The sequence below is a fragment of the Plantactinospora sp. GCM10030261 genome (genome assembly GCF_042666615.1).
GTDB lineage: Bacteria > Actinomycetota > Actinomycetes > Mycobacteriales > Micromonosporaceae > KBS50.
In genome coordinates, this window is sequence record NZ_JBHTDD010000013.1 from 77,116 (window position 1) to 95,906 (window position 18,791).

The following is an 18,791-nucleotide window of genomic DNA, read 5'->3' on the forward strand; positions in this document are numbered from 1 at the left end:
TCACGCCTGACGGTGACGGGAGGCACACGGCATCGCGACCGCACGACGCCGGCCACGGTGCGGACGGCTTCGCCCGGCCCACCGCCGGGTACGCGGCGAGCTGACCAGCCGGCCAGTGCCGATGGTGGTCAATCGATCAGGGCGTTGAGCAGTGATTCCTGCAGGTAGCCCAGGTACGCGTAGACGGAGAGCTGGAAGACCCGGGAGGACTTCGGGTCGGTGAGAATCGCCCGGTCGAGTTCCTCCCCGATGTCGGTGCCGTCGGCGATCTCGAGCCGCACCCCCATCGCCAGTCGGGCGTCGTTCAGCGCCCGCAGCCAGGCCTCGGCCGCCTCGGCATCCAGCCGGACCTCGCCATCGAAGTCGTCCGGCAGGGCGGCGAGGATCGCGCCCGCCTGGTCGATCTTGCTGGTCTTGAGGTCACCCTCCGTGTACCGCCGGAACTCGGCGGTGTCGTCCGGGTTGTCGGGATAGGCGTCCGGAAACAGCCGGCCGACAACGGGATCGGTGTGATCGAAGCCGTCGGTCAGCAGACCGACCACCTCGCCAGCCACTCGGCGCAGAACCTTGACCTCGTCCGGGGCGAACGTGGCCACGCAGTGCGCCCCCTGGCGCTGGAACATGCTCACGGCTTTACCTTTGCGCGCCACGGCGGGGCTGGCAAACCTGGCCCGCCGACGACCGGTCCTGACGGCGGCGACGCGACACCGCCACGGACACCCACGACACTGGGCGTCCGGCTGACCGCCGGCGACACCGGCACCCGGGAGCCGGCGCCGACACCGGCCACATCGGCGCGGTCAGCCGCGGTCGACGGTCGCCCAGAGACCGTAGGCGTGCAGTTGGGACGCGTCGGATTCCATCCGCTCCCGGGCCCCGCTGGACACCACAGCCCGACCCTTGTGGTGAACGTCCAGCATCAGCTTCTCGGCCTTCTCCTGGCTGTAGCCGAACAGCTTCTGGAAGACCCACGTCACGTAGGACATCAGGTTGACCGGATCGTCCCAGACGATCGTCACCCACGGCCGGTCGGAGACCGGCACCTCGTCGGTGTCCGGCGTCTCGACCGGAACGACCTGTGGAGCCGCCATGCCTCCCATGGTGCCATCGGATCCGAGCGACTGACGCACCGGTTCGCCACGCGGCGGGCCGGCGCCGGCATGCCGCCGTGAAACCGGCACGATCAGGACAGCAGGATGCCGTGATCCACGGCATCGGCGAGCACGGCGGTCAGCGAGAGCCGCACCGCCTCGAATCGGCGGGTGACCTCACGCGTCAGCTCGTTCTCGATCTCCCGCAGGGCGCGTTGCAGCCAGGATCGGGCCTGACCCGGCTCGTCGTGGCCGGGGTTGCGCCACAACTGGTAACACCCACCGGACAGGGCGACTCCGATCGGCGGGAGGATCGTCCGACCCGGCGTGATCGGATAGGCGGCCAACGCCGCCACCGCCTCCGGTCCGGTCACCGTGGCCACCCCGCCGGTGCTGGTGACCAGGAGGACCCGGTCCAGGTCCCGGGCCAACCGGTGATCGGCGAAGCCCCGCCGCACGGCTGCGGCGACCCGCCTCCGCACGCCCTCGTCCGGAGCTTCACCGAAGACTCTGGTGACTGCCTCGTCGACGATCGCGGCCACCGCTGCGTCGCCCTCGTTCACCGCCAGCAGGGACAGCGATTCGACCTCTCGGTCCAACGCCTCGGGCAACGCGGTCGGGCCCGCCCCGAAGACGATCTGCTGAACACAGCGCAGGTGGATGTTCGCCAGCTCGATGGCGAGGTGCTGGCGAAGCCGGTGGGCCCGGTTGCGGAGCTGACGTTCCAGCCGGTCCGCCCAGTCCGACTCGTGCGCGTCGCGGGCCACCCGGACGGTGCGGCCCAGATGGTGCGGCGGCGGACGATCCACGCTGGCCCGGGCCAGACCCTCCCGGTCAGCCCACTCGATAAGCGCCCGGCGCAGGTACGCCACGTCCCCGGTGGCCGGGTCCACGGCGTACCAGGGCAGGCCGACCGCCGCCGGCACCGCCGCCTCGACCGACTCCCGGTGTCGGCGGATGGCCAGGGTCGCCGGGTGCTCCGTCGGGTGGACCACGTCACGGCCGTGGTGCACCCAGCCGCCGACCTCGGGCAGCACCGCGAAGAACAGGTCACATCCCGCCCGCGCCGCGCCGGCCAACAGGTCCAGGTCGGCCGGCGCGGGCCGGCGGGTCGCGGAGGTGACGTAGAGGATCGCGCCACCGCGGGTCGCCGCGTCGAGCACGACCCGCGTGCCGGCGATCCCGAGACTTCCGGTTTCGGGCGTGTCGACAAGCGAGAAGTGCCGCAGCAGCGGGTCGGACAGGGTGACCTCCACCCGCCGTGGCGGTCGGGCCGGCACCGGCCCGTCGACGGCCTCCGCCGTACACGGGCGGGGTTGCCGATGACCCGGGATGTGGGCGAGGCCGGCGGTTTCCGCGCCGTGCCGCACCAGCAACAGGCCGCCGTTCCCCGGCCGCGCTACCGGGACCTCGCCGATCAGCACGGTGCGCAGCGCCGCCCGCGCCTCGTCGGACGGTCCCACGAGGACGACGGCGGTGGGCTCGTCGGGCACGACGTCCACCGCCTTCGGAGGCAGGCGCAGCGGACCGCGTTGTGGTCGGCGTTGCCGGGCGATCGGGACAACACCCCCGTCCGCGACGGTGCGGACCGGTCCGGGGTTCACATCTGCCTCCCTGAGGCATGGGGTGCACGGGATCGAGGCGCGACGCACACCGTGTCCGGTGTGGTCGGCGTATGCGAAACGCTACGTGTCCCCGCGCGGGCCGAACGAGCAACGCCGGTACTTACCGGAAACTGTCGCGCTACTCAACTTACCGTGTGCGAACCACCGCAAGGTGCAACTTTCATCGATATGCTGGCCCGATGGGTCCATGGAGGTTCGTCGGCCGGACTGATGAGCTCAACCGGCTGGTCGCCGCGGCAAGCGGCACCAGCGGGCGGGGACTCATCTTCAGCGGGACGGCCGGCATCGGCAAGAGCCGGCTGCTGCGGGAGGGCGTGGAGTCGCTGCCGACCGACAAATACGCGGTCTGGTTCGCCTCCGCGAACATCGCCACCGCCGGGCTGCCGTTCGGTGGTCTCGTGCAGGTGCTGCCGGCCGACCAGCCGGCCGGCCTGTCCCCCGCCGGCATCCTCCGCTGGGCCGTGGACGCCCTGCACCAACAGGCCGCCGGTCGGCCGATCGTGCTCGCCATCGACGACGTGCACCTGCTCGACCCGTCGTCGGCCGCGCTGGTCTACCTGATCGCCCGCACCGACGACGCCACCGTGCTCGGCACCGTCCGCAACGGCGAGCAGGTGCCACTTCCGGTACGCGCGCTGTGGACCGACGACCTGGTCGAGTACGCGGAGTTGCAACCGCTCAGCCGGCCGGACACCGAGGCACTGCTCGGGGAGATCCTCGGCGGCTCGGTGGACAAGTCGTCCGCCGACCGGCTGTGGCGGCTCTCCGCCGGCAACGCGCTGTTGTTGCGTGAGCTCGTGATGGCCGCGCAGATCGGCAGCGAGCTTACTCAGACGTACGGCGTGTGGCGGTGGACCGGGCGGCTCGAACTGGCACCCAGCCTCAACGACCTGATCGACGCCCGGATCGGCCAGCTCGATCACGGTGTGCAGGCGGTCGTCGAGTTGGTCGCCCTCGGCGAGCCGATCGGGTTGGACCTGATCACCCGCGCCACCCGGCAGCAGGACGTGGAGTTGGCCGAGGAACGTGGGCTGATCGCCATCGTGCCGCACGACCGGCGTAACAATGTCCGCCTGGCCCACCCGCTGTACGGCGAGGTGGTCCGGAGCCGGTGCCCGGTCTCCCGGACCCGGCGGTTGAAGGCCGAACTCGCCGAACTCATCGAGTCGGTGGGCGCCCGCCGCCGCGACGACCTGCTGCGGGTGGCGGTCTGGCGGCTCGACTCCGGCACCGCGCAGCAGCCGTCGTTGCTGCTCGCCGCCGCCGCCCAGGCGTTCGGCCGATACGACGTACCGCTTGCCGCCAGGTTGGCCCGGGCCGCGATGGACACCGGCGGCGGATTCGACGCGGCCGAGTTGCTGGCCACCATCCTGATGTTCAGCGACCAGCCGGACGAGGCGATCCGGGTGCTGGACGCGGTCGCCAACCAGTGCACCACCGGTGCCCGGCGGGCGCGCTGGCTGACCGCGCGCGGCATGGTCACGTACTGGGGACTGCGCCAGGAGTCCACGGTGGAGGAGATCAGCAAGGCGGCCGAGGAACTGCCCGACCCGGCGGACCGGGCCCGGGTCCGCGCCTTCGAGGCGATCATGCGGTTGCAGCGGTTGGAGACCACGGAGGCGGTCCGGCTCGGCCGGGCCGTCCTGGACCGACCGGCCGCCACGGTGGCCGCCTGCGGACTGGCCCGCTGCACCATCGCGCACCTGCACGCGGCGCAGGGACACTTCGAGCTGAGCGCCCGGGCGGTGGCCGGTGTCGCGGCCGAGGCCGCCCAGTGGCGCGGCGACATGCCATACCTCCAACTCGCCCTGGAGCTGGCCCGCGGCACCGGGCTGGCCCTGGCCGGGAATCTGGCCGGCATCGACGCGATCATCGCGGACGAGTTCGCCGACCTCGCCGACGCCGGGGACTTCCGGCTCGGCAGCGGATACCTGTCCATCCTGCGCGCCCAGGCGGCCCGGCTGCGCGGTCAGACCGGGGACGCCCTGCGGACCAGCCTGAGTGCCTGTGCCGTGCTGGCCAACAGCGCCGTCTACACCAGCCTGGCGCAGGCCGAGCGGGCGCACGCGGCGGCCTTGCGGGGTGACGTGGCGCAGGCGGAGGCCGCGATGGCGGAGTCGGACGCGGCGCGGATGCCCGGCATGAAGGTGCTCGACCCGTGGTTGGAACAGGCCCGGGCCGCCACCCAGGCGGCGGCGGGCGACGTGCCGGCGGCTGCTGAGACGCTGCGCATCCTGGTCGGCCGGCTCTGGGCGGACGGATTCGCCGGGCACGAGGTGCTCGCCCTGTACGACCTCGTGCGGCTCGACCTGGCGGAGATCGAGGTCGGTCCGGCCGGCCCGGACGGCCCGCGGCTGAGCGTGGCCCGCCGGCTGGCCATGCTGACCGAGGTGGTCGACGGTCAATTGCCGTCGTTGCTGGCCCGGCACGCCCGGGCCGCCGCCCGGGGGTCCGGGGCCGAACTGCTCGCCGTGGCCGACGAGTTCGCCGCCGCGGACCTCCACCTGTATGCCGCCGAGGCGGCCGCGATGGCGGTGGCCCGGATGCGCGACGAACGCGCGTCGGCCACCGGGCCGGCCAATCTCCGTCTCGGTGAACTCCTCCAGCATTGCGACCTGGTTCGGACCCCGGCGTTGAGCAGCCGGCAGCCGGTGCTCACCGACCGGGAACGGGAGATCGCCGTGCTGGCGGCGGGCGGCACCTCCAGCCGCAGCATCGCCGAGCGGTTCTACCTCTCGCCCCGCACCGTGGAGAACCACCTGCAACGGGTCTACAGCAAGCTGGGTGTCTCCGGCCGGGGTGAGTTGTGGGCCGCGCTGCGCGCGCTGCCGGACCAGGATGGCCGGTCGGGGCGGCGGGACAACGCCTAGGCTGGTGCGGTGAGTTCCTACCATCCCGCCCTGCTGACCGATCACTACGAGCTGACCATGGTGGGCGCCGCATTGCGGGACGGCTCCGCGGATCGGCGTTGCGTCTTCGAGGTGTTCGCCCGCCGGTTGCCGGCCGGTCGCCGGTACGGCGTGGTCGCCGGCGTCGGTCGGCTTATCGAGTTGCTGCGGGACTTCCGGTTCGACCCGGCCGAGGTGGCCTTCCTGCGGGACAGCGGGGTGGTGGACGAGCGGACCGCGCGGTGGCTCGCCGACTACCGATTCACCGGCGACATCGACGGGTACGCCGAGGGTGAGCTGTTCTTCCCCGGCTCACCGATCCTCACCGTGTCCGGGACGTTCGCCGAGGCCGTGGTGTTGGAGACGCTGGCCCTGTCGGTGCTCAACCACGACTGCGCGGTCGCCGCCGCGGCGGCCCGGATGGTCACCGCGGCGCGCGGGCGGACCGTCATCGAGATGGGTTCCCGGCGGGCGCACGAGGAGGCCGCGGTCGCCGCCGCCCGGGCCGCCTACCTCGCCGGTTTCGGGTTCACCTCCAACCTGGCCGCCGGGCAGCGGTACGGCATCCCGACCGCCGGCACCGCGGCGCACGCGTTCACCCTGCTGCACGACGACGAGAGGACCGCGTTCGCCACCCAGGTGGCGGCGCAGGGCAAGGCGACGACGCTGCTCGTGGACACGTACGACATCGGCCAGGGGATCCGGAACGCGATCGCGGTGGCCGGACCCGACCTGCGCGCCGTCCGGATCGACTCGGGCGACCTCGCGGTCATCGCCCAGCAGTCCCGGGAACTGCTCGACTCCCTGGGCGCCGGCGAAACGCAGATCATCGTCTCGGGCGACCTGGACGAGTACGCGATCGCCGCCCTCGCGGCCGAGCCGGTCGACATGTACGGCGCCGGCACATCGGTGGTGACCGGTTCCGGGGCGCCCACCGCGAACCTGGTCTACAAGCTGGTCGAGGTGGACGGGCGGCCGGTGGTCAAGCGTTCGGAGAACAAGGCCACGGTGGGCGGGCGGAAGGTCGCGGTACGGCGGCACAAGCCGACCGGCACCGCCACCGAGGAGATCATCGTCTCGCAGGGCGTGCCGGAGCGGCGACCGGGCGATCGGGCCCTGCAACGGTCGTACGTCGCTGGTGGCGAGATCGCGCCGCTGCCCACCCTCCACGAGTCGCGGGAACACCTGCGGCAGTGCCTGATCTCGATCCCCTGGGAGGGGCTGAAGCTGTCGGCCGGTGATCCGGCCGTCCCGGTCACCGTGGTACCCACCAGCGGCAAGGAGTGATCATGAATCGTGCGTTGATCGTCGTGGACGTGCAGAACGACTTCTGCGAGGGCGGGTCGCTGGCGGTGACCGGCGGCGCCGCCGTGGCCGCCGCGATCTCCCGGTTGCTGGCCGCGCCGCTGGAGCGGTGGCGACACGTGGTGGCCACCAAGGACTACCACATCGATCCGGGGGCGCACTTCGGCGATCCGCCGGACTTCGTGACCTCGTGGCCCCGGCACTGTGTGGTGGGCACCGCCGGTTCGGAGTTCCACCCGGAACTGCGTACCGACCGGATCGAGGAGGTCTTCCACAAGGGCGAGCACGCGGCGGCGTACTCGGGTTTCGAGGGCTTCGCCGCCGACGGCGCGTCGCTGGCCGACTGGCTGCGCCAGCGGGACGTCGACGCCGTGGACATCGTCGGCATCGCCACCGATCACTGCGTACGCGCCACCGCCCTGGACGCCACCCGGGCCGGTTTCGCCACCACGGTGCTGCTGGACCTGACCGCGGGGGTCGCCGCGGCGACCACCGAGACGGCGCTGGCCGAGATGGCTGAGGCGGGCGTCACACTCGACGGAAAACCGCTGGTCGCAGCCTCCTGACGCGCGGCGGGGGTCCGTAATTCGCGGATAGCGTCAACCTGGGACCCCGCCTTGTGTCGGCCCGGCGGTACGGGCGTCGTACCCGGGGGCCATGATGGGCTCGGAGGTAAGCCCGACCATGAACTTCGCCCCGTACCGTTCCGCGCTCGCGTTGCCCGGTGTCCGCTCGCTCCTGGTGGTGGGCCTGCTGGCCCGGGTCCCCTTCACCGCGGCCGGCGTCACGCTCACCCTGCACGTGGTCCTCGACCTGGATCGAGGCTACGCCGCGGCCGGCCTGGTGGCCGCCGCGATGACGGTCGGCGTGGCGGTCGGCGCACCGCTCGTCGGTCGGCTCATCGACCGGCACGGGCTCCGGCCGATCGTGCTGGGCACCACCCTGGCGGAAGCGGTCTTCTGGTCCACGGCGCAGGCCATGCCGTACCCGATGCTGTTGGTCGCGGCGTTCTTCGGCGGGCTGCTGGCACTGCCCGTGTTCTCGGTGATCCGGCAGTCACTGGCCGCGCTGGTGCCGACGGAACGGCGCCGGCAGGCGTACGCGCTGGACTCGATGTCCGTCGAGGTCTCGTTCATGGTCGGCCCGGCGCTGGCGGTGCTGCTGGCCACCGCCGTGTCGGCCCGGGTGGCGATGCTCGCGGTCGGCGCCGGCATCGTCGGGTCGGGCATCGCGTTGTTCCTGCTCAACCCGCCGGTCCGGCAGGCCGGTGAGGCGTCCGGCAGCGGTGTGCGGGTCCCGCGCCGGCAGTGGCTCACCGGCCGGCTGGTCGGTGTGCTGGTCGTCAGCGCCGCCGGCACCCTGGTGCTGGGCGGCACCGACGTCGCCGTGGTGGCCGTGCTGCGGGAGGCCGACCAGGTCGGCTGGACGGGCGTGGTGCTCGCCGCATGGGCCGCGTACTCGCTGGTCGGCGGCTTCGCCTACGGCGCGACGCACCGGACGCTGTCGCCGTACCTGCTGACCGCGCTGCTCTGTGCGTTCACCGTCCCGATCGGCCTGGGCGGTGGCCAGTGGTGGCTGCTCTGCCTCGCGCTGATCCCGGCCGGCGCGTTGTGCGCACCGAGCATGGCGGCGACCGCGGAGGCGGTGAGCCGGCTCGCCCCGGCGGCCGTGCGCGGCGAGGCGATGGGGCTGCACAATTCCGCCATCACGGTGGGAATCGCGCTCGGCGCCCCGCTGGCCGGCGCCGTGATCGACGCTTCCGCGCCGGCCTGGGGATTCGCCGCCACCGGCGTGATCGGCCTGCTGGCGGTGCTTGTCGCGCTGCCCGCCGAGCTACGCCGGCGCCGGCGTCAGTCGATCGTGCCGGTGCCGGCCGAGACGCAGGTGCCAGAGGATCCGACCGCGCTCACCGCGTCGGGGACCACGTCCCACTGACGGCTGACCTCGCGAGGACCGGACTTAGGACGAGCCCGGGTCTCGCGCTCGCTGGGCCGACGCCGGATCCCGTCCGCGGCCAGCGGGACGTAGATCGTGGATTCCTGGTGCCCCTCCAGGGGCACCAGGAATCCACGATCCGCCGAATGCCGGGCGGACTGGCTCGGGCTCTACGGCGCCAGGTTCGGAGCGAACGGCGACGGGCGCCGCACCCCGAGGTGGGTACGGCGCCCGTGAGAAACGTGCGGTCATGCTACTGGCGGGAGTCGCTCTCCTCGTACCTGGCGCCACCGTCGGACTCGTGGGTGAGCGGCTTGGCACCACCCTCGGGTGGTCCGGCCACGGACTGACCGCCGGCGGCCAGTTCGGGGAACTTCATGTCGAAGGCCGGCCGCTCCGAGCGGATGCGCGGCATCCGGTCGAAGTTACGCAGCGGTGGCGGGGAGGTCGTGGCCCACTCCAGCGAGTTGCCGTGGCCCCACGGGTCGGCCATGTCGGCCACCGGACCGGCCTTGTACGACTTCCACACGTTCCAGATGAACGGCAGGGTCGAGATACCGGTGACGAACGATCCGACCGTGGAGATCATGTTCAGCGTGGTGAAGCCGTCGCCGGGCAGGTAGTCGGCGTACCGCCGGGGCATGCCCTCGTTGCCGAGCCAGTGCTGCACCAGGAACGTGGTGTGGAACCCGATGAAGGTCAGCCAGAAGTGCACCTTGCCGAGCCGCTCGTCGAGCATCCGGCCGGTCATCTTCGGGAACCAGAAGTAGATGCCGGCGAACACCGCGAACACGATGGTGCCGAACAGCACGTAGTGGAAGTGTGCCACCACGAAGTAGGTGTCGGAGACGTGGAAGTCCACCGGCGGGCTGGCCAGCAGCACCCCGGTCAGGCCGCCGAACAGGAACGTCACCAGGAAGCCGATGGACCACAGCATCGGGGTCTCGAAGCTGATCTGGCCGCGCCACATGGTGCCGATCCAGTTGAAGAACTTCATGCCGGTCGGCACGGCGATCAGGTAGCTGAGGAACGAGAAGAACGGCAGCAGCACCTGGCCCGTGGCGAACATGTGGTGCGCCCAGACGCTCATCGACAGGGCGGCGATGGCGATGGTGGCGCCCACGAGCCCCTTGTAGCCGAAGATCGGCTTGCGGGAGAAGACCGGGATGACCTCGGTGATGATGCCGAAGAACGGCAGCGCGACGATGTAGACCTCGGGGTGGCCGAAGAACCAGAACAGGTGCTGCCAGAGCATCGGACCGCCGGTGGCCGGGTCGAACACGTGGGCGCCGAGGAGGCGGTCCGCGGCGAGCGCGAACAGCGCGGCGGCCAGCAGCGGGAAGACCAGGATCACCAGGAGACTGGTGACCAGGATGTTCCACGTGAAGATCGGCATCCGGAACATCGTCATGCCGGGCGCACGCAGGGTGAGGATGGTGGTGATCATGTTGACGGCGCCGAGGATGGTCCCCAGACCGGAGATCGCCAGGCCCATCACCCACAGGTTGGCCCCGACGCCCGGGGAATGCTCGACGCTGCTCAGCGGCGTGTAGGCGAACCAGCCGAAGTCGGCGGCGCCACCGGGGGTGAAGAAGCCGGCGACGGCCATCGAGCCACCGAACAGGTACAGCCAGTAGGCGAAGCTGTTCAACCGAGGGAACGAGACGTCCGGGGCGCCGATCTGGATCGGCGTGATGTAGTTCGCGAAGGCGAACACGATCGGCGTCGCGAAGAACAACAGCATGATCGTGCCGTGCATGGTGAACAGCTGGTTGTACTGCTCCGGCGAGAGGAACTGGAGCCCCGGCCGGGCCAGCTCGGCGCGCATCAGCAGGGCCATGAACCCGCCGATCATGAAGAACGCGAAAGCGGTGGTCATGTACATGATCCCGATTTGCTTCGCGTCCGTCGTACGCAGCAGCCGCGCGATGGCCGATCCCTTGACCGGCTTGTGGACCGGCCACGGCCGGGTCACGATCGGCTTTGGTGCGACGGTGGTCACGAGTGGCCTCCGGTTCTCGTTCGTCCCACTGGCACACCGGGAGCTGCTGGCGTACCTCCGAGGCAGAATAGTCCGCGCGGCCGGACCGCACGTCGCCGGGTGGCTCCGCGACCGGCGGAACGTATTCCGGGCTCAGGCCGGTTCGACAAGCAGCCGGTAGTGCTCCTCGAAGATCCGGCCGCCCCGGCCGCGCAGCAGCGGGTCGCGCAGGGCCGGCGGCACGTCCCGGGTCCGGTCCCGGTCGTGGGTCCGGTTGCGCACCCAGGTGGTCCGGGGCCGTCGGCGGCTCTCGTACGCCGCCAGCCCCTCCTCGACCGTGCCGGCGGCGGTCAACGCCCGGGCCAGCACCACCGCGTCCTCGACGGCCATCGCCGCGCCCTGGCACAGGCTCGGCGCGCAGGCGTGGGCCGCGTCCCCCACCAGCACCACCCGGCCGGGGGACCAGCACCCCGGGTCGAGTTCCTCGATGACGGCGGCGTGCACCCGGTCGACGGCGTCCAGCACCTCGGGCACCGGTCCGCCGTACCCGGCGAACAGCTCCCGCAGCCGGGCCCGCGGATCGGCGGGGAGCCGGGTCGACGCCTCGTCGGCGTAGCAGTACAGCCGCCCGCCGCCCATCGGCATGACGAGGAAGCCGGACCGCTGGCCGAGCAGCACCGTCCAGTCGCGCAGCGGCGGACCGCCGATCACCACCCCGCGGTACGCGACCAACCCGGTCGGCCGCGGCGGCCCACCGACGCCGGCCAGCGCCCGGACCGTGGAGCGTTGGCCGTCCGCCCCGACAACAAGGTCGTACCGGCCTTCCCGGCCGTCCGCGAAGGTGACGGTGACGGACGACGCGGCGGGCCGCAGGGCGTACACCTCGGTGTCGAAACGGACGGCGCCGCCGGCCCCGGACAGCAGGACCCGGTGCAGGTCGGAACGGGGTAGGGCACGGCACTCCCCGACGCCCGCCCAGAGCCGGGTGAGATCGACCTCGCACAGCCGCCCGCCACACGCGTCGAGGAACCGCTGTCGCTCGATCACCTGCCCGTACGGCCGCAGTGGCGCCTCCAGGTCGAGTTCGCGCAGCGCCCGAGCGGCGTTGCCGGGGAGGTAGATGCCCTCCTCGGCGGCCCCCGGCCCGGGTTGCCGCTCGACGACCTCCGGTTTGAGCCCGGCGAGCCGGAGCGCCCGGGCGACCGCCAGGCCGGCGATACCCGCTCCGACGATGAGGACGCGCAGGGAGGACTCGATCATCGGGGCGACGCCTTTCGCGAATGCCGTACCCGTTGGAGGCAAGACACTACCCTCAGCTACCGCGCGGTTGGTAGCCCTGAGCGCGAGCAAGGATCCGCCGGTACCCCTCGGGCGAGCCGTTTGGGCAGGTCAGATCAGCGATCAGCGGACCTCGACAGTCCATCCGGGAGGATCCTCGGCGCCGCCCGGTGACCCGGCGGACCGAGGACCTGACCACGGAGATGAATCACCCCGCTTCACTGTGGACATTCATCCCCGCAAACATCCATTGATCGGTGACGAGAAGTGCGGTTACATAGCGAGAGCAATCAGTTACTCATCTTTTGCGGGGGTGGCGAGATGCCGACGCTCACCGATGCCGGCTCGACCGTGCCACGCCGCCAGCTCGGCCGTCGGCTCCGGCAACTGCGGGAGGAGGCGGGGATCACGGTCAAGGCCGCCGCCGACGCCCTGGAGTGGTCCACGCCGAAACTGTGGCGCATCGAGGGTGGCATGGTCTCCATGCGCTCCCTCGACGTGGAGGCCATGTGCCGGGTCTATTCCGCGCCAGCCGGGGTGACCGAGGAGCTCATGTCCCTGGCCAAGCAGACCCGGGCCCGCGGCTGGTGGCACGCCTACGCCGACGTCGTCCCCGGCTGGTTCGAGCTCTACGTCGGCCTGGAGGCCGCCGCCACCCGGCTGCGCACCTACGCCCCCGAAGTCGTCCCCGGCCTGCTGCGCACCGCCGCGTACGCCGAGGAGGTCATCCGCACCGCCCAGACCGACCTGACCGACCAGACGGTCCGCCGGATGCTCGCGGTCAGCGCCCAACGCCAGGCCGCCCTGTCCCGGCAGGACCCGCCACCGCCCCAGCTGGAGGTGGTGCTCAGCGAGCCCGTGCTGCGCCGCCCGCTGCACGACCGCGCCGCCATGGCCGAACAGATCCATCGCGTGGTCGCCCTCGCCGAACGCCCCAACGTCTCCATCCGGGTGCTGCCACTGGACGCCGGGCTGCACCCGGCCACCTCCGCCGGCGGCACCTTCACGATCCTCACCTTCACCGGCGGACCGGGCGGACCCGGCGGCGAGGCCGAACCACCCACCGTCTACCACGAGGGCCTCACCGCCGCGTCCTACCTCGACAAACCCGCTGACATCGAGGCGTACGACACCGCCTGGGACGGCCTCGGCGCCGTCGCCCTCGACGAAACCGCCTCCCGCGCGGTGTTGCGCGCCGCCGCCAAGGAGTACGGCTGAGCGCGATTACCTCTGATCCAGCGTGATGGCTGATTTCGCCCGGTCCATCGACTCCGGACTGGGTGGGCCGCCCTGGTTCTCGGTGGCCAGTGCCTGGTTGGCCGCCACGAAGGGACGCATCCGATGCTCGTATGCGGCGAAGGCCCGTCGGTGGTCCCCTCCAGTCACGGCCAATTCGGCGGCCAGCACGTACGCACCGACGAGGGCCAGGCTGGTCCCCTGCCCGGACAGCGGCGACGGACAGTAGGCAGCGTCGCCGAGCAACGTCACCCGGCCGTTGGACCAGGTGGGCATCCGCACCTGGGCCATGGCGTCGAAATAGAAGTCGGGTGCCTGCCACATGTCGGCGACCAGTCGGGGCACTTCCCAACCCAGCCCGCCCAGCCGGTCTGCCACCATGCGGCGCTGGGCGTCGACGTCCCGGTAGTCGTAGTCCAGCCGCCCGGCCGCGAAGCCCAGATTGACCCGCAGCTCGGTGTTGTCGCGGACCGGCAGGACGGCGCCACCGAGGTCCCCCTCCTGGAACCAGATCTGCCAGTTGTCCAACTCCAGGAAGTTGTCCGCGCTGAAGACGGACAGGTAGGTGCCGAGGTGGCGCACGAACTCGGTCTCCGGTCCGAATACCAGCCGGCGCACCGTCGAGTGCAACCCGTCGGCACCGACCACGAGGTCGAAGGCGCGCGGAACGGCCCGTTCGAACTCCACTCGCACCTCGTGGTCCGTCTGCTCGATCACGGTGACTGAGTCACCGAACAGATACTCGACGTCGTCCCGGGTGCCGGTGTGGAGCAGCGCGGTCAGGTCCTCACGCAGCACCTCGATATCCTCGGAATCCAGCCGGCCGCTGCTCAGGGCGTGTTCGGTGGAGCGCATCAGCTCGTTGCCCTGGCCGTCCAGCATCGACATCCCCCGCGTCCGGGTCCGCATCCGCCGCAGCCGGTCGAGCCACCCCATCCGTTCGACCACGTCCAGCGCCGCGCCCCGGACGTCGATCGTCTGCCCGCCCTGCCGTGGCGCCGGGGCCCGCTCAACCACTGTCGGGGCGAAGCCGTGCCGCCGCAGCCACCAGGCCAACGCCGGACCGGCCACGCTGCCCCCGGAAATCAACACCGTCCTCATCGGATCCTCCCGTACTTTGTACGCTCGTTGTTCAAAGTACGGCGTACACACGACTATCTCAAATAGATGGCGCGTCGTGTACTAGGACAGCAAGGTGCCGTTAGAGTTGTCTGTGCTAGGACAGAAGCCCGGAGGGAAGAGCGGATGACCGGCCCTACCGACCCGCCGTACCGACGCATCGTCGCCGAGCTTCGGCGCCAGATCCTGGCCGGCGAACTGGCCCCCGGCGACCGGGCACCCTCGGTCCGACGCGTCGCACGGGATTGGGGGGTCGCCCTGGCGACGGCCACCAGGGCGATGGCCACCCTGCGCGAGGAAGGCTACCTGCGTGCCCGGCCGCGGGTCGGCACGGTCGTCGCCGACCGCGCAGGCAAGCCCGTTCCGCGGGATACGAGCCCGGGCCCCCGCCGCGCCGGCCGAACCGAGGAGGCTGGCCACCCCGCGCGGCCCGGCCGCGCACCAGCCCGACGTCCCGGCCGTCCGCCGGATGTCGAGACCGACCTCACCCGGGACCGGGTGGTACGCGCGGCGATCGAGATTGCCGATGCCGAGGGCCTCACGGCCCTCTCCATGCGCGGCGTCGCCACCCGGCTCGACATCGCCACCATGTCGACGTACCGGCACGTCGCGAGCAAGGAAGATCTCGTTCTGCTGATGGCCGACGCGGCCTTTGGCGAGCAGGGATATCCGCCGCCACATCCGACCGGCTGGCGCGCTCGGATCGAGCGTGCCGCCCGCACCATGTGGACGCTGCACCGCAAGCACCCCTGGCTCGCTCAGATCGGTCCGCTCACCCGGCCACTACCGCTGACCAACCTCCTCATGCACGGCGAGCAGATCCTGGGTCCGTTACAGGAACTCGGGTTCGCCCCGGTCGCCCGGCTCGACCTGCAAGTGCTGATCTACAGCTACGTCCAGGGCCTGGCGGTGCACCTGGAGTGGGAGATCGACGCCCAGGCCAGGTCGGGGCTCTCCGGCGATGAGTACATCGCGAAGAACGCTCCTGACCTGGACCGGATCGCGACATCCGGCCTGTCCCCGGCGTTCACCCGGTTGATGTCCGACCTCGGCCCGGACGGCTACGACCTCGACCTCGACCGGCTCTTCGAACTGGGCCTGCGGGCCCTGTTGGACGGTGTGGCGCAGCAGGCGTCAGCCTTACCGCCCGCAACGGCATGCCCGTGATCGGCGGCAGTTCCCGACGGGCGCTTCATCCTGCCTTCTCTGTGGTTGGTGTTCGGGTGTGGTGCTCTGCGTTTCCTGGGCGGTGGGGCCGCGGTGCCAGATGTTCCGGCGGGCCGCTGCGGGTATCGGAAGCGTACCGGTCAATTCGGTGCTATCCAGCTGGCCGTCTCAGGTGTCGGGTGTCACGGCCCGGGTGATGCGGGTGCCGAGCTGGCGCATGTGGTCGATCAGTTCGACTGGCTCGTGGACGGTGAAGTCGCAGCCGAGCAGGGTCAGCCGGACGGCGAGCCAGTCGACGGTGTCCTCCGGGCTGTGCCACCGACAGGATTCGCCGTTGACGGGCTGCAGTTCGCCGACGTAGTCACCCAGTCGGGTAGCTGCCTGCGAGGTCGGCAAGGCGAGCGTCACCACTGCCCGGAAGACCGGAGCCAAGTCGTAGAGCTGGGTGGTTACGAACGCCGCTGGGTCGTCGGCTGGTGGTTGGCGTGGCGGTACCCGTGTCCCGGTGGGCTGGGTATTTTCGATGCGGTCGATGCGAAAGGTTCGCCAGTCGGCGCGCTCGTTGTCGTAGGCGAGCAGATACCAGCGACGGCCGACGACGACCAGCCGGTGTGGTTCGACGAGCCGCCGGGTGGCGACTGCGTGATGGTTGCGGTAGTCGAACCGGACCCGTTCGTTGGCTGTGGCCGCGGCGGCGAGGACGGTCAGCTGTGTGTGGGCGACCAGTGGGGCCGCCGCGGGGAGCGTCGGCAGTGTGGTCGAGGTGAGGGCGCTGACGCGGCGGCCCAGCCGTGGCGGCAGCACCTGCTGCAGCTTGACCAGAGCTCGCAGGGACGCCTCGGCGATGCCGGTGACCGGCTGCCGCGCCGCCGTGCGCAGACCGACGGCGATGGCCACAGCCCCTTCATCGTTCAGCAGCAGCGGCGGCATCGCCTTGCCCGCCACGAGCCGGTACCCGCCGTGGGCGCCCATGGTGGCTTGGACCGGATAGCCGAGGTCACGAAGCCGATCGATGTCGCGGCGTACGGTGCGTGGGCTGACCTGGAGCCGTTCGGCGAGTTCGCTGCCCGGCCATTCCCGGGGCGTCTGGAGTAGGGAGAGCAGTCGCAGCAGGCGGGCGGAGGTGTCACTCACACTTCCATGGTGCCTCGCGATGTAGGACCGATACCGACCTACATCAGCTCTAGCGTGGTCTCTGACGGTGCGCGGACGGTGCACCGAAAGGAGATGAGCGATGAAGGTTGTTCCCGATGGCTACCACACCGTGACCCCGTGGATGATCTCCCCGGGAAACACGGCACAGTTGATCGACTTCGTGGTGGGTGTCTTCGACGCCACCGAACTGGCTCGTGTGGACGTTGGCGGGGTGATCGGCCATGCCGAGGTCCGTATTGGGGACTCGGTCGTCATGATGTTCGACAAGCCGGACTGGCCGCAGACACCGGCCTTCCTGCGCCTGTACGTCGCCGACGACGGCGAGGTGCTGCGTCGAGCCGTCGAACGCGGCGCGACTGTTGTCACCAAACCGACCGAGCTGTTCTGGGGCGACCGGGTCAGCCGTTTCCGCGACCCGGTCGGGCACCTGTGGTGGATCCACCAGCGGGTGGCGGAGCCGACCGAGGACGAGATGAATCAGCGGCTCAACGATCCCGAGTTCGTCAAGGCGATGGAGTACGTCCAGGGTGCCGAGTTCTTCCCCGACCGCTGACGCCCTCGCACCACCCGGCTGGGGCATCGCTGCTCACCGGTGCACGGCCATGTCGCTGCCCTGCTGCGTCACGACGTGCCGCCGATTGTGTCCGCCTCGAGGGCGGTGAAGGGCTTGCCCTTGCCGGTGGTCCTTGACCTGGCAGCTGTAAGTGACCTTGCGGTCCCGCCGGTCGTATCGGGTGCCGACCCGGCCACCACACACGCCGCAGAAGATGATGCCCTGACCCAACGCGGTGCCCTCCCGCACCGGCCGCGCCCGCTCGCGGGTGTTGTTGGCTGCCAGCTTCGCCTCGATGTCCAGGTACTGCGCCCAGGTCAGGTACCCCCTCGTGGTGGTCCTAAATCCCGGCCCACGCCCCACCCCAGGCACGCTGCGGGAACAACCTGCCGGTGTCGGCGAAGGCCCGCATCACGCCCACCGCGGAGCCGGTGCGGTGAAACTCGGCGAACAGGTAAGCGACCGCGCCCTGCACCTGCTGCGCCACCGTCGACTGCCGCTCGTCGATACCCCTATCCACCGATGGCGTCTAGCTGACTCACCTCGTCGGGGCTCAGCGAGAAGCCGAAGACGTCGAAGTTGGATCGGATCCGCTCCGGGGTGGCCGACTTGGGGATGACGACGAACCCGTGCTCGACGTGCCAGCGCAGCACCACCTGGGCCGGGCTCACCCCGTGGGTCTCGGCGATCCCCGTCAGCACCGGGTGCCGTAGGTCACTGGCCCTGAACGGGCTGTAACCCTCCAGCACCACGCCGCGCTCCTGGTGCTCGGTGACGATCAAAGCGTCGTACAGGGTCGGGCTCCACCGGATCTGGTTGACCGCCGGCAGCTCCCCGGTCGCGTCGGTCAGCGCGTCGATCAGGTCGGCGTCGTAGTTGCTGACCCCGACGGCCCGCACCAGTCCGGCGTCCCGAGCGGCGAGGAACTGCCGCCACGTCTCCACCCCGGGACCGCCGGGCGGCCAGTGGATGAGCCACAGGTCGACATACTCGGTGCCCAGAGCGGCGAGGCTGGCGTCCAGCGTCTGCCGCTCCCGGCCCGCCCGCTCGGCGGGCAGCTTGGTGGTGACGAAGATTTCCTCGCGCGGCACTCCGCTGTCCTTGATCGCCCGTCCGACCTCCCGCTCGTTGCCGTACATGGTGGCGGTGTCGAGGTGTCGGTAGCCGGCCTCCAGGGCGGTCCGCACCGCCTGATAGCAGCTCTCGCCGCTGAGCTGCCAGGTGCCGAAGCCGACCAGCGGCAGTCGGACGTCACCCGGCAGGTCGATGGTTGGCTGTCCCAAGGAAGTGCCCCTTCTCGTCGATTCCGTAGCGGACGGGCCGCCCGCCGACCTCCGGGCCCGTCGACAACGGGGAGGCCCGGCCACCCGGACGCGGCCCGGCCACACGCGGTCGCGGCCCCGCTACCCGGACGCGGCCCCGGCCGGCATGGATGCGGCCCGGCCCGCGACCGATGAC

17 protein-coding genes are annotated in these 18,791 nt (G+C 71.0%); 7 read left to right on the forward strand and 10 right to left on the reverse strand.

Features of this window, described 5'->3' with window-relative positions; translation table 11 throughout:
- Window positions 1–128: 128 nt before the first annotated feature.
- From ACFQUZ_RS17060 to ACFQUZ_RS17070, 3 genes are all read right to left on the reverse strand, one after another.
- The gene (locus ACFQUZ_RS17060) at window positions 129–623 is read right to left on the reverse strand and encodes a DUF2017 domain-containing protein (RefSeq protein ID WP_377443419.1); all 495 of its coding nucleotides are present in this window, start codon (window positions 621–623) and stop codon (window positions 129–131) included.
- A 177-nt stretch (window positions 624–800) separates the two neighbouring features.
- Window positions 801–1,091 carry an ATP-dependent Clp protease adapter ClpS gene (clpS, locus tag ACFQUZ_RS17065; RefSeq protein WP_377443199.1) on the reverse strand — a complete coding sequence of 97 codons (291 nt, stop codon included), beginning with the start codon at window positions 1,089–1,091 and terminating at the stop codon, window positions 801–803.
- Between the two features lie 92 nt (window positions 1,092–1,183).
- Window positions 1,184–2,695: a hypothetical protein gene (locus tag ACFQUZ_RS17070; protein WP_377443201.1), complete on the reverse strand. Its 1,512-nt coding sequence runs from the start codon at window positions 2,693–2,695 to the stop codon at window positions 1,184–1,186.
- Between the two features lie 200 nt (window positions 2,696–2,895).
- Between ACFQUZ_RS17070 and ACFQUZ_RS17075 the strand changes: the two genes are divergently transcribed.
- The 4 genes from ACFQUZ_RS17075 (at window position 2,896) to ACFQUZ_RS17090 (ending at window position 8,844) form a co-directional block, all read left to right on the forward strand.
- Entirely contained in the window at window positions 2,896–5,586 is a 2,691-nt protein-coding gene (locus ACFQUZ_RS17075; RefSeq protein ID WP_377443203.1) for a LuxR C-terminal-related transcriptional regulator, read from the forward strand.
- A gap of 9 nt (window positions 5,587–5,595) precedes the next feature.
- On the forward strand, window positions 5,596–6,891 hold the full coding sequence (locus ACFQUZ_RS17080) for a nicotinate phosphoribosyltransferase (RefSeq protein WP_377443204.1): 1,296 nt from the start codon (window positions 5,596–5,598) through the stop codon (window positions 6,889–6,891).
- Between the two features lie 2 nt (window positions 6,892–6,893).
- Window positions 6,894–7,475, forward strand: a complete 582-nt coding sequence (locus ACFQUZ_RS17085; protein ID WP_377443206.1) for an isochorismatase family protein — start codon at window positions 6,894–6,896, stop codon at window positions 7,473–7,475.
- 94 nt (window positions 7,476–7,569) lie between these two features.
- Complete coding sequence (locus tag ACFQUZ_RS17090; protein ID WP_377443421.1) at window positions 7,570–8,844, forward strand: MFS transporter; 1,275 nt, start codon at window positions 7,570–7,572, stop codon at window positions 8,842–8,844.
- Window positions 8,845–9,097: 253 nt separating this feature from the next.
- Here ACFQUZ_RS17090 and ctaD read toward each other — a convergent pair whose 3' ends face one another.
- Together ctaD and ACFQUZ_RS17100 are read right to left on the reverse strand one after the other, a co-directional pair.
- Window positions 9,098–10,846 (reverse strand): cytochrome c oxidase subunit I, encoded by a 1,749-nt coding sequence (ctaD, locus tag ACFQUZ_RS17095; protein ID WP_377443208.1) that lies wholly within the window; start codon window positions 10,844–10,846, stop codon window positions 9,098–9,100.
- Between the two features lie 132 nt (window positions 10,847–10,978).
- Entirely contained in the window at window positions 10,979–12,085 is a 1,107-nt protein-coding gene (locus ACFQUZ_RS17100) for an FAD-dependent monooxygenase (protein ID WP_377443210.1), read from the reverse strand.
- Window positions 12,086–12,424: 339 nt separating this feature from the next.
- Between ACFQUZ_RS17100 and ACFQUZ_RS17105 the strand changes: the two genes are divergently transcribed.
- Window positions 12,425–13,321 carry a helix-turn-helix domain-containing protein gene (locus ACFQUZ_RS17105; RefSeq protein WP_377443212.1) on the forward strand — a complete coding sequence of 299 codons (897 nt, stop codon included), beginning with the start codon at window positions 12,425–12,427 and terminating at the stop codon, window positions 13,319–13,321.
- Window positions 13,322–13,327: 6 nt separating this feature from the next.
- Here ACFQUZ_RS17105 and ACFQUZ_RS17110 read toward each other — a convergent pair whose 3' ends face one another.
- Window positions 13,328–14,440: an FAD-dependent monooxygenase gene (locus ACFQUZ_RS17110; RefSeq protein ID WP_377443215.1), complete on the reverse strand. Its 1,113-nt coding sequence runs from the start codon at window positions 14,438–14,440 to the stop codon at window positions 13,328–13,330.
- 144 nt (window positions 14,441–14,584) lie between these two features.
- Here ACFQUZ_RS17110 and ACFQUZ_RS17115 point away from each other — a divergent pair, with 144 nt between their 5' ends.
- Window positions 14,585–15,625, forward strand: coding sequence for a TetR/AcrR family transcriptional regulator C-terminal domain-containing protein (locus ACFQUZ_RS17115; RefSeq protein ID WP_377443217.1), 1,041 nt, complete (start codon window positions 14,585–14,587; stop codon window positions 15,623–15,625).
- A 168-nt stretch (window positions 15,626–15,793) separates the two neighbouring features.
- Here ACFQUZ_RS17115 and ACFQUZ_RS17120 read toward each other — a convergent pair whose 3' ends face one another.
- Window positions 15,794–16,759: a helix-turn-helix transcriptional regulator gene (locus tag ACFQUZ_RS17120; protein WP_377443219.1), complete on the reverse strand. Its 966-nt coding sequence runs from the start codon at window positions 16,757–16,759 to the stop codon at window positions 15,794–15,796.
- Window positions 16,760–16,859: 100 nt separating this feature from the next.
- Between ACFQUZ_RS17120 and ACFQUZ_RS17125 the strand changes: the two genes are divergently transcribed.
- A complete protein-coding gene (locus tag ACFQUZ_RS17125; RefSeq protein WP_377443221.1) occupies window positions 16,860–17,333 on the forward strand; it encodes a VOC family protein in 474 nt (157 codons plus the stop codon).
- Window positions 17,334–17,366: 33 nt separating this feature from the next.
- Here ACFQUZ_RS17125 and ACFQUZ_RS17130 read toward each other — a convergent pair whose 3' ends face one another.
- Genes ACFQUZ_RS17130 through ACFQUZ_RS17140 form a run of 3 tightly spaced genes read right to left on the reverse strand, consistent with a single transcriptional unit; the run spans window position 17,367 to window position 18,616 of the window.
- On the reverse strand, window positions 17,367–17,696 hold the full coding sequence (locus ACFQUZ_RS17130) for a hypothetical protein (protein ID WP_377443223.1): 330 nt from the start codon (window positions 17,694–17,696) through the stop codon (window positions 17,367–17,369).
- Window positions 17,674–17,853 carry a hypothetical protein gene (locus tag ACFQUZ_RS17135; protein ID WP_377443225.1) on the reverse strand — a complete coding sequence of 60 codons (180 nt, stop codon included), beginning with the start codon at window positions 17,851–17,853 and terminating at the stop codon, window positions 17,674–17,676. Before ACFQUZ_RS17135 ends, ACFQUZ_RS17130 begins: the two co-directional genes overlap by 23 nt.
- Window positions 17,846–18,616, reverse strand: coding sequence for an aldo/keto reductase (locus ACFQUZ_RS17140; protein WP_377443227.1), 771 nt, complete (start codon window positions 18,614–18,616; stop codon window positions 17,846–17,848). The genes ACFQUZ_RS17135 and ACFQUZ_RS17140 overlap by 8 nt, the downstream gene beginning before the upstream one ends.
- Window positions 18,617–18,791: the final 175 nt, after the last annotated feature.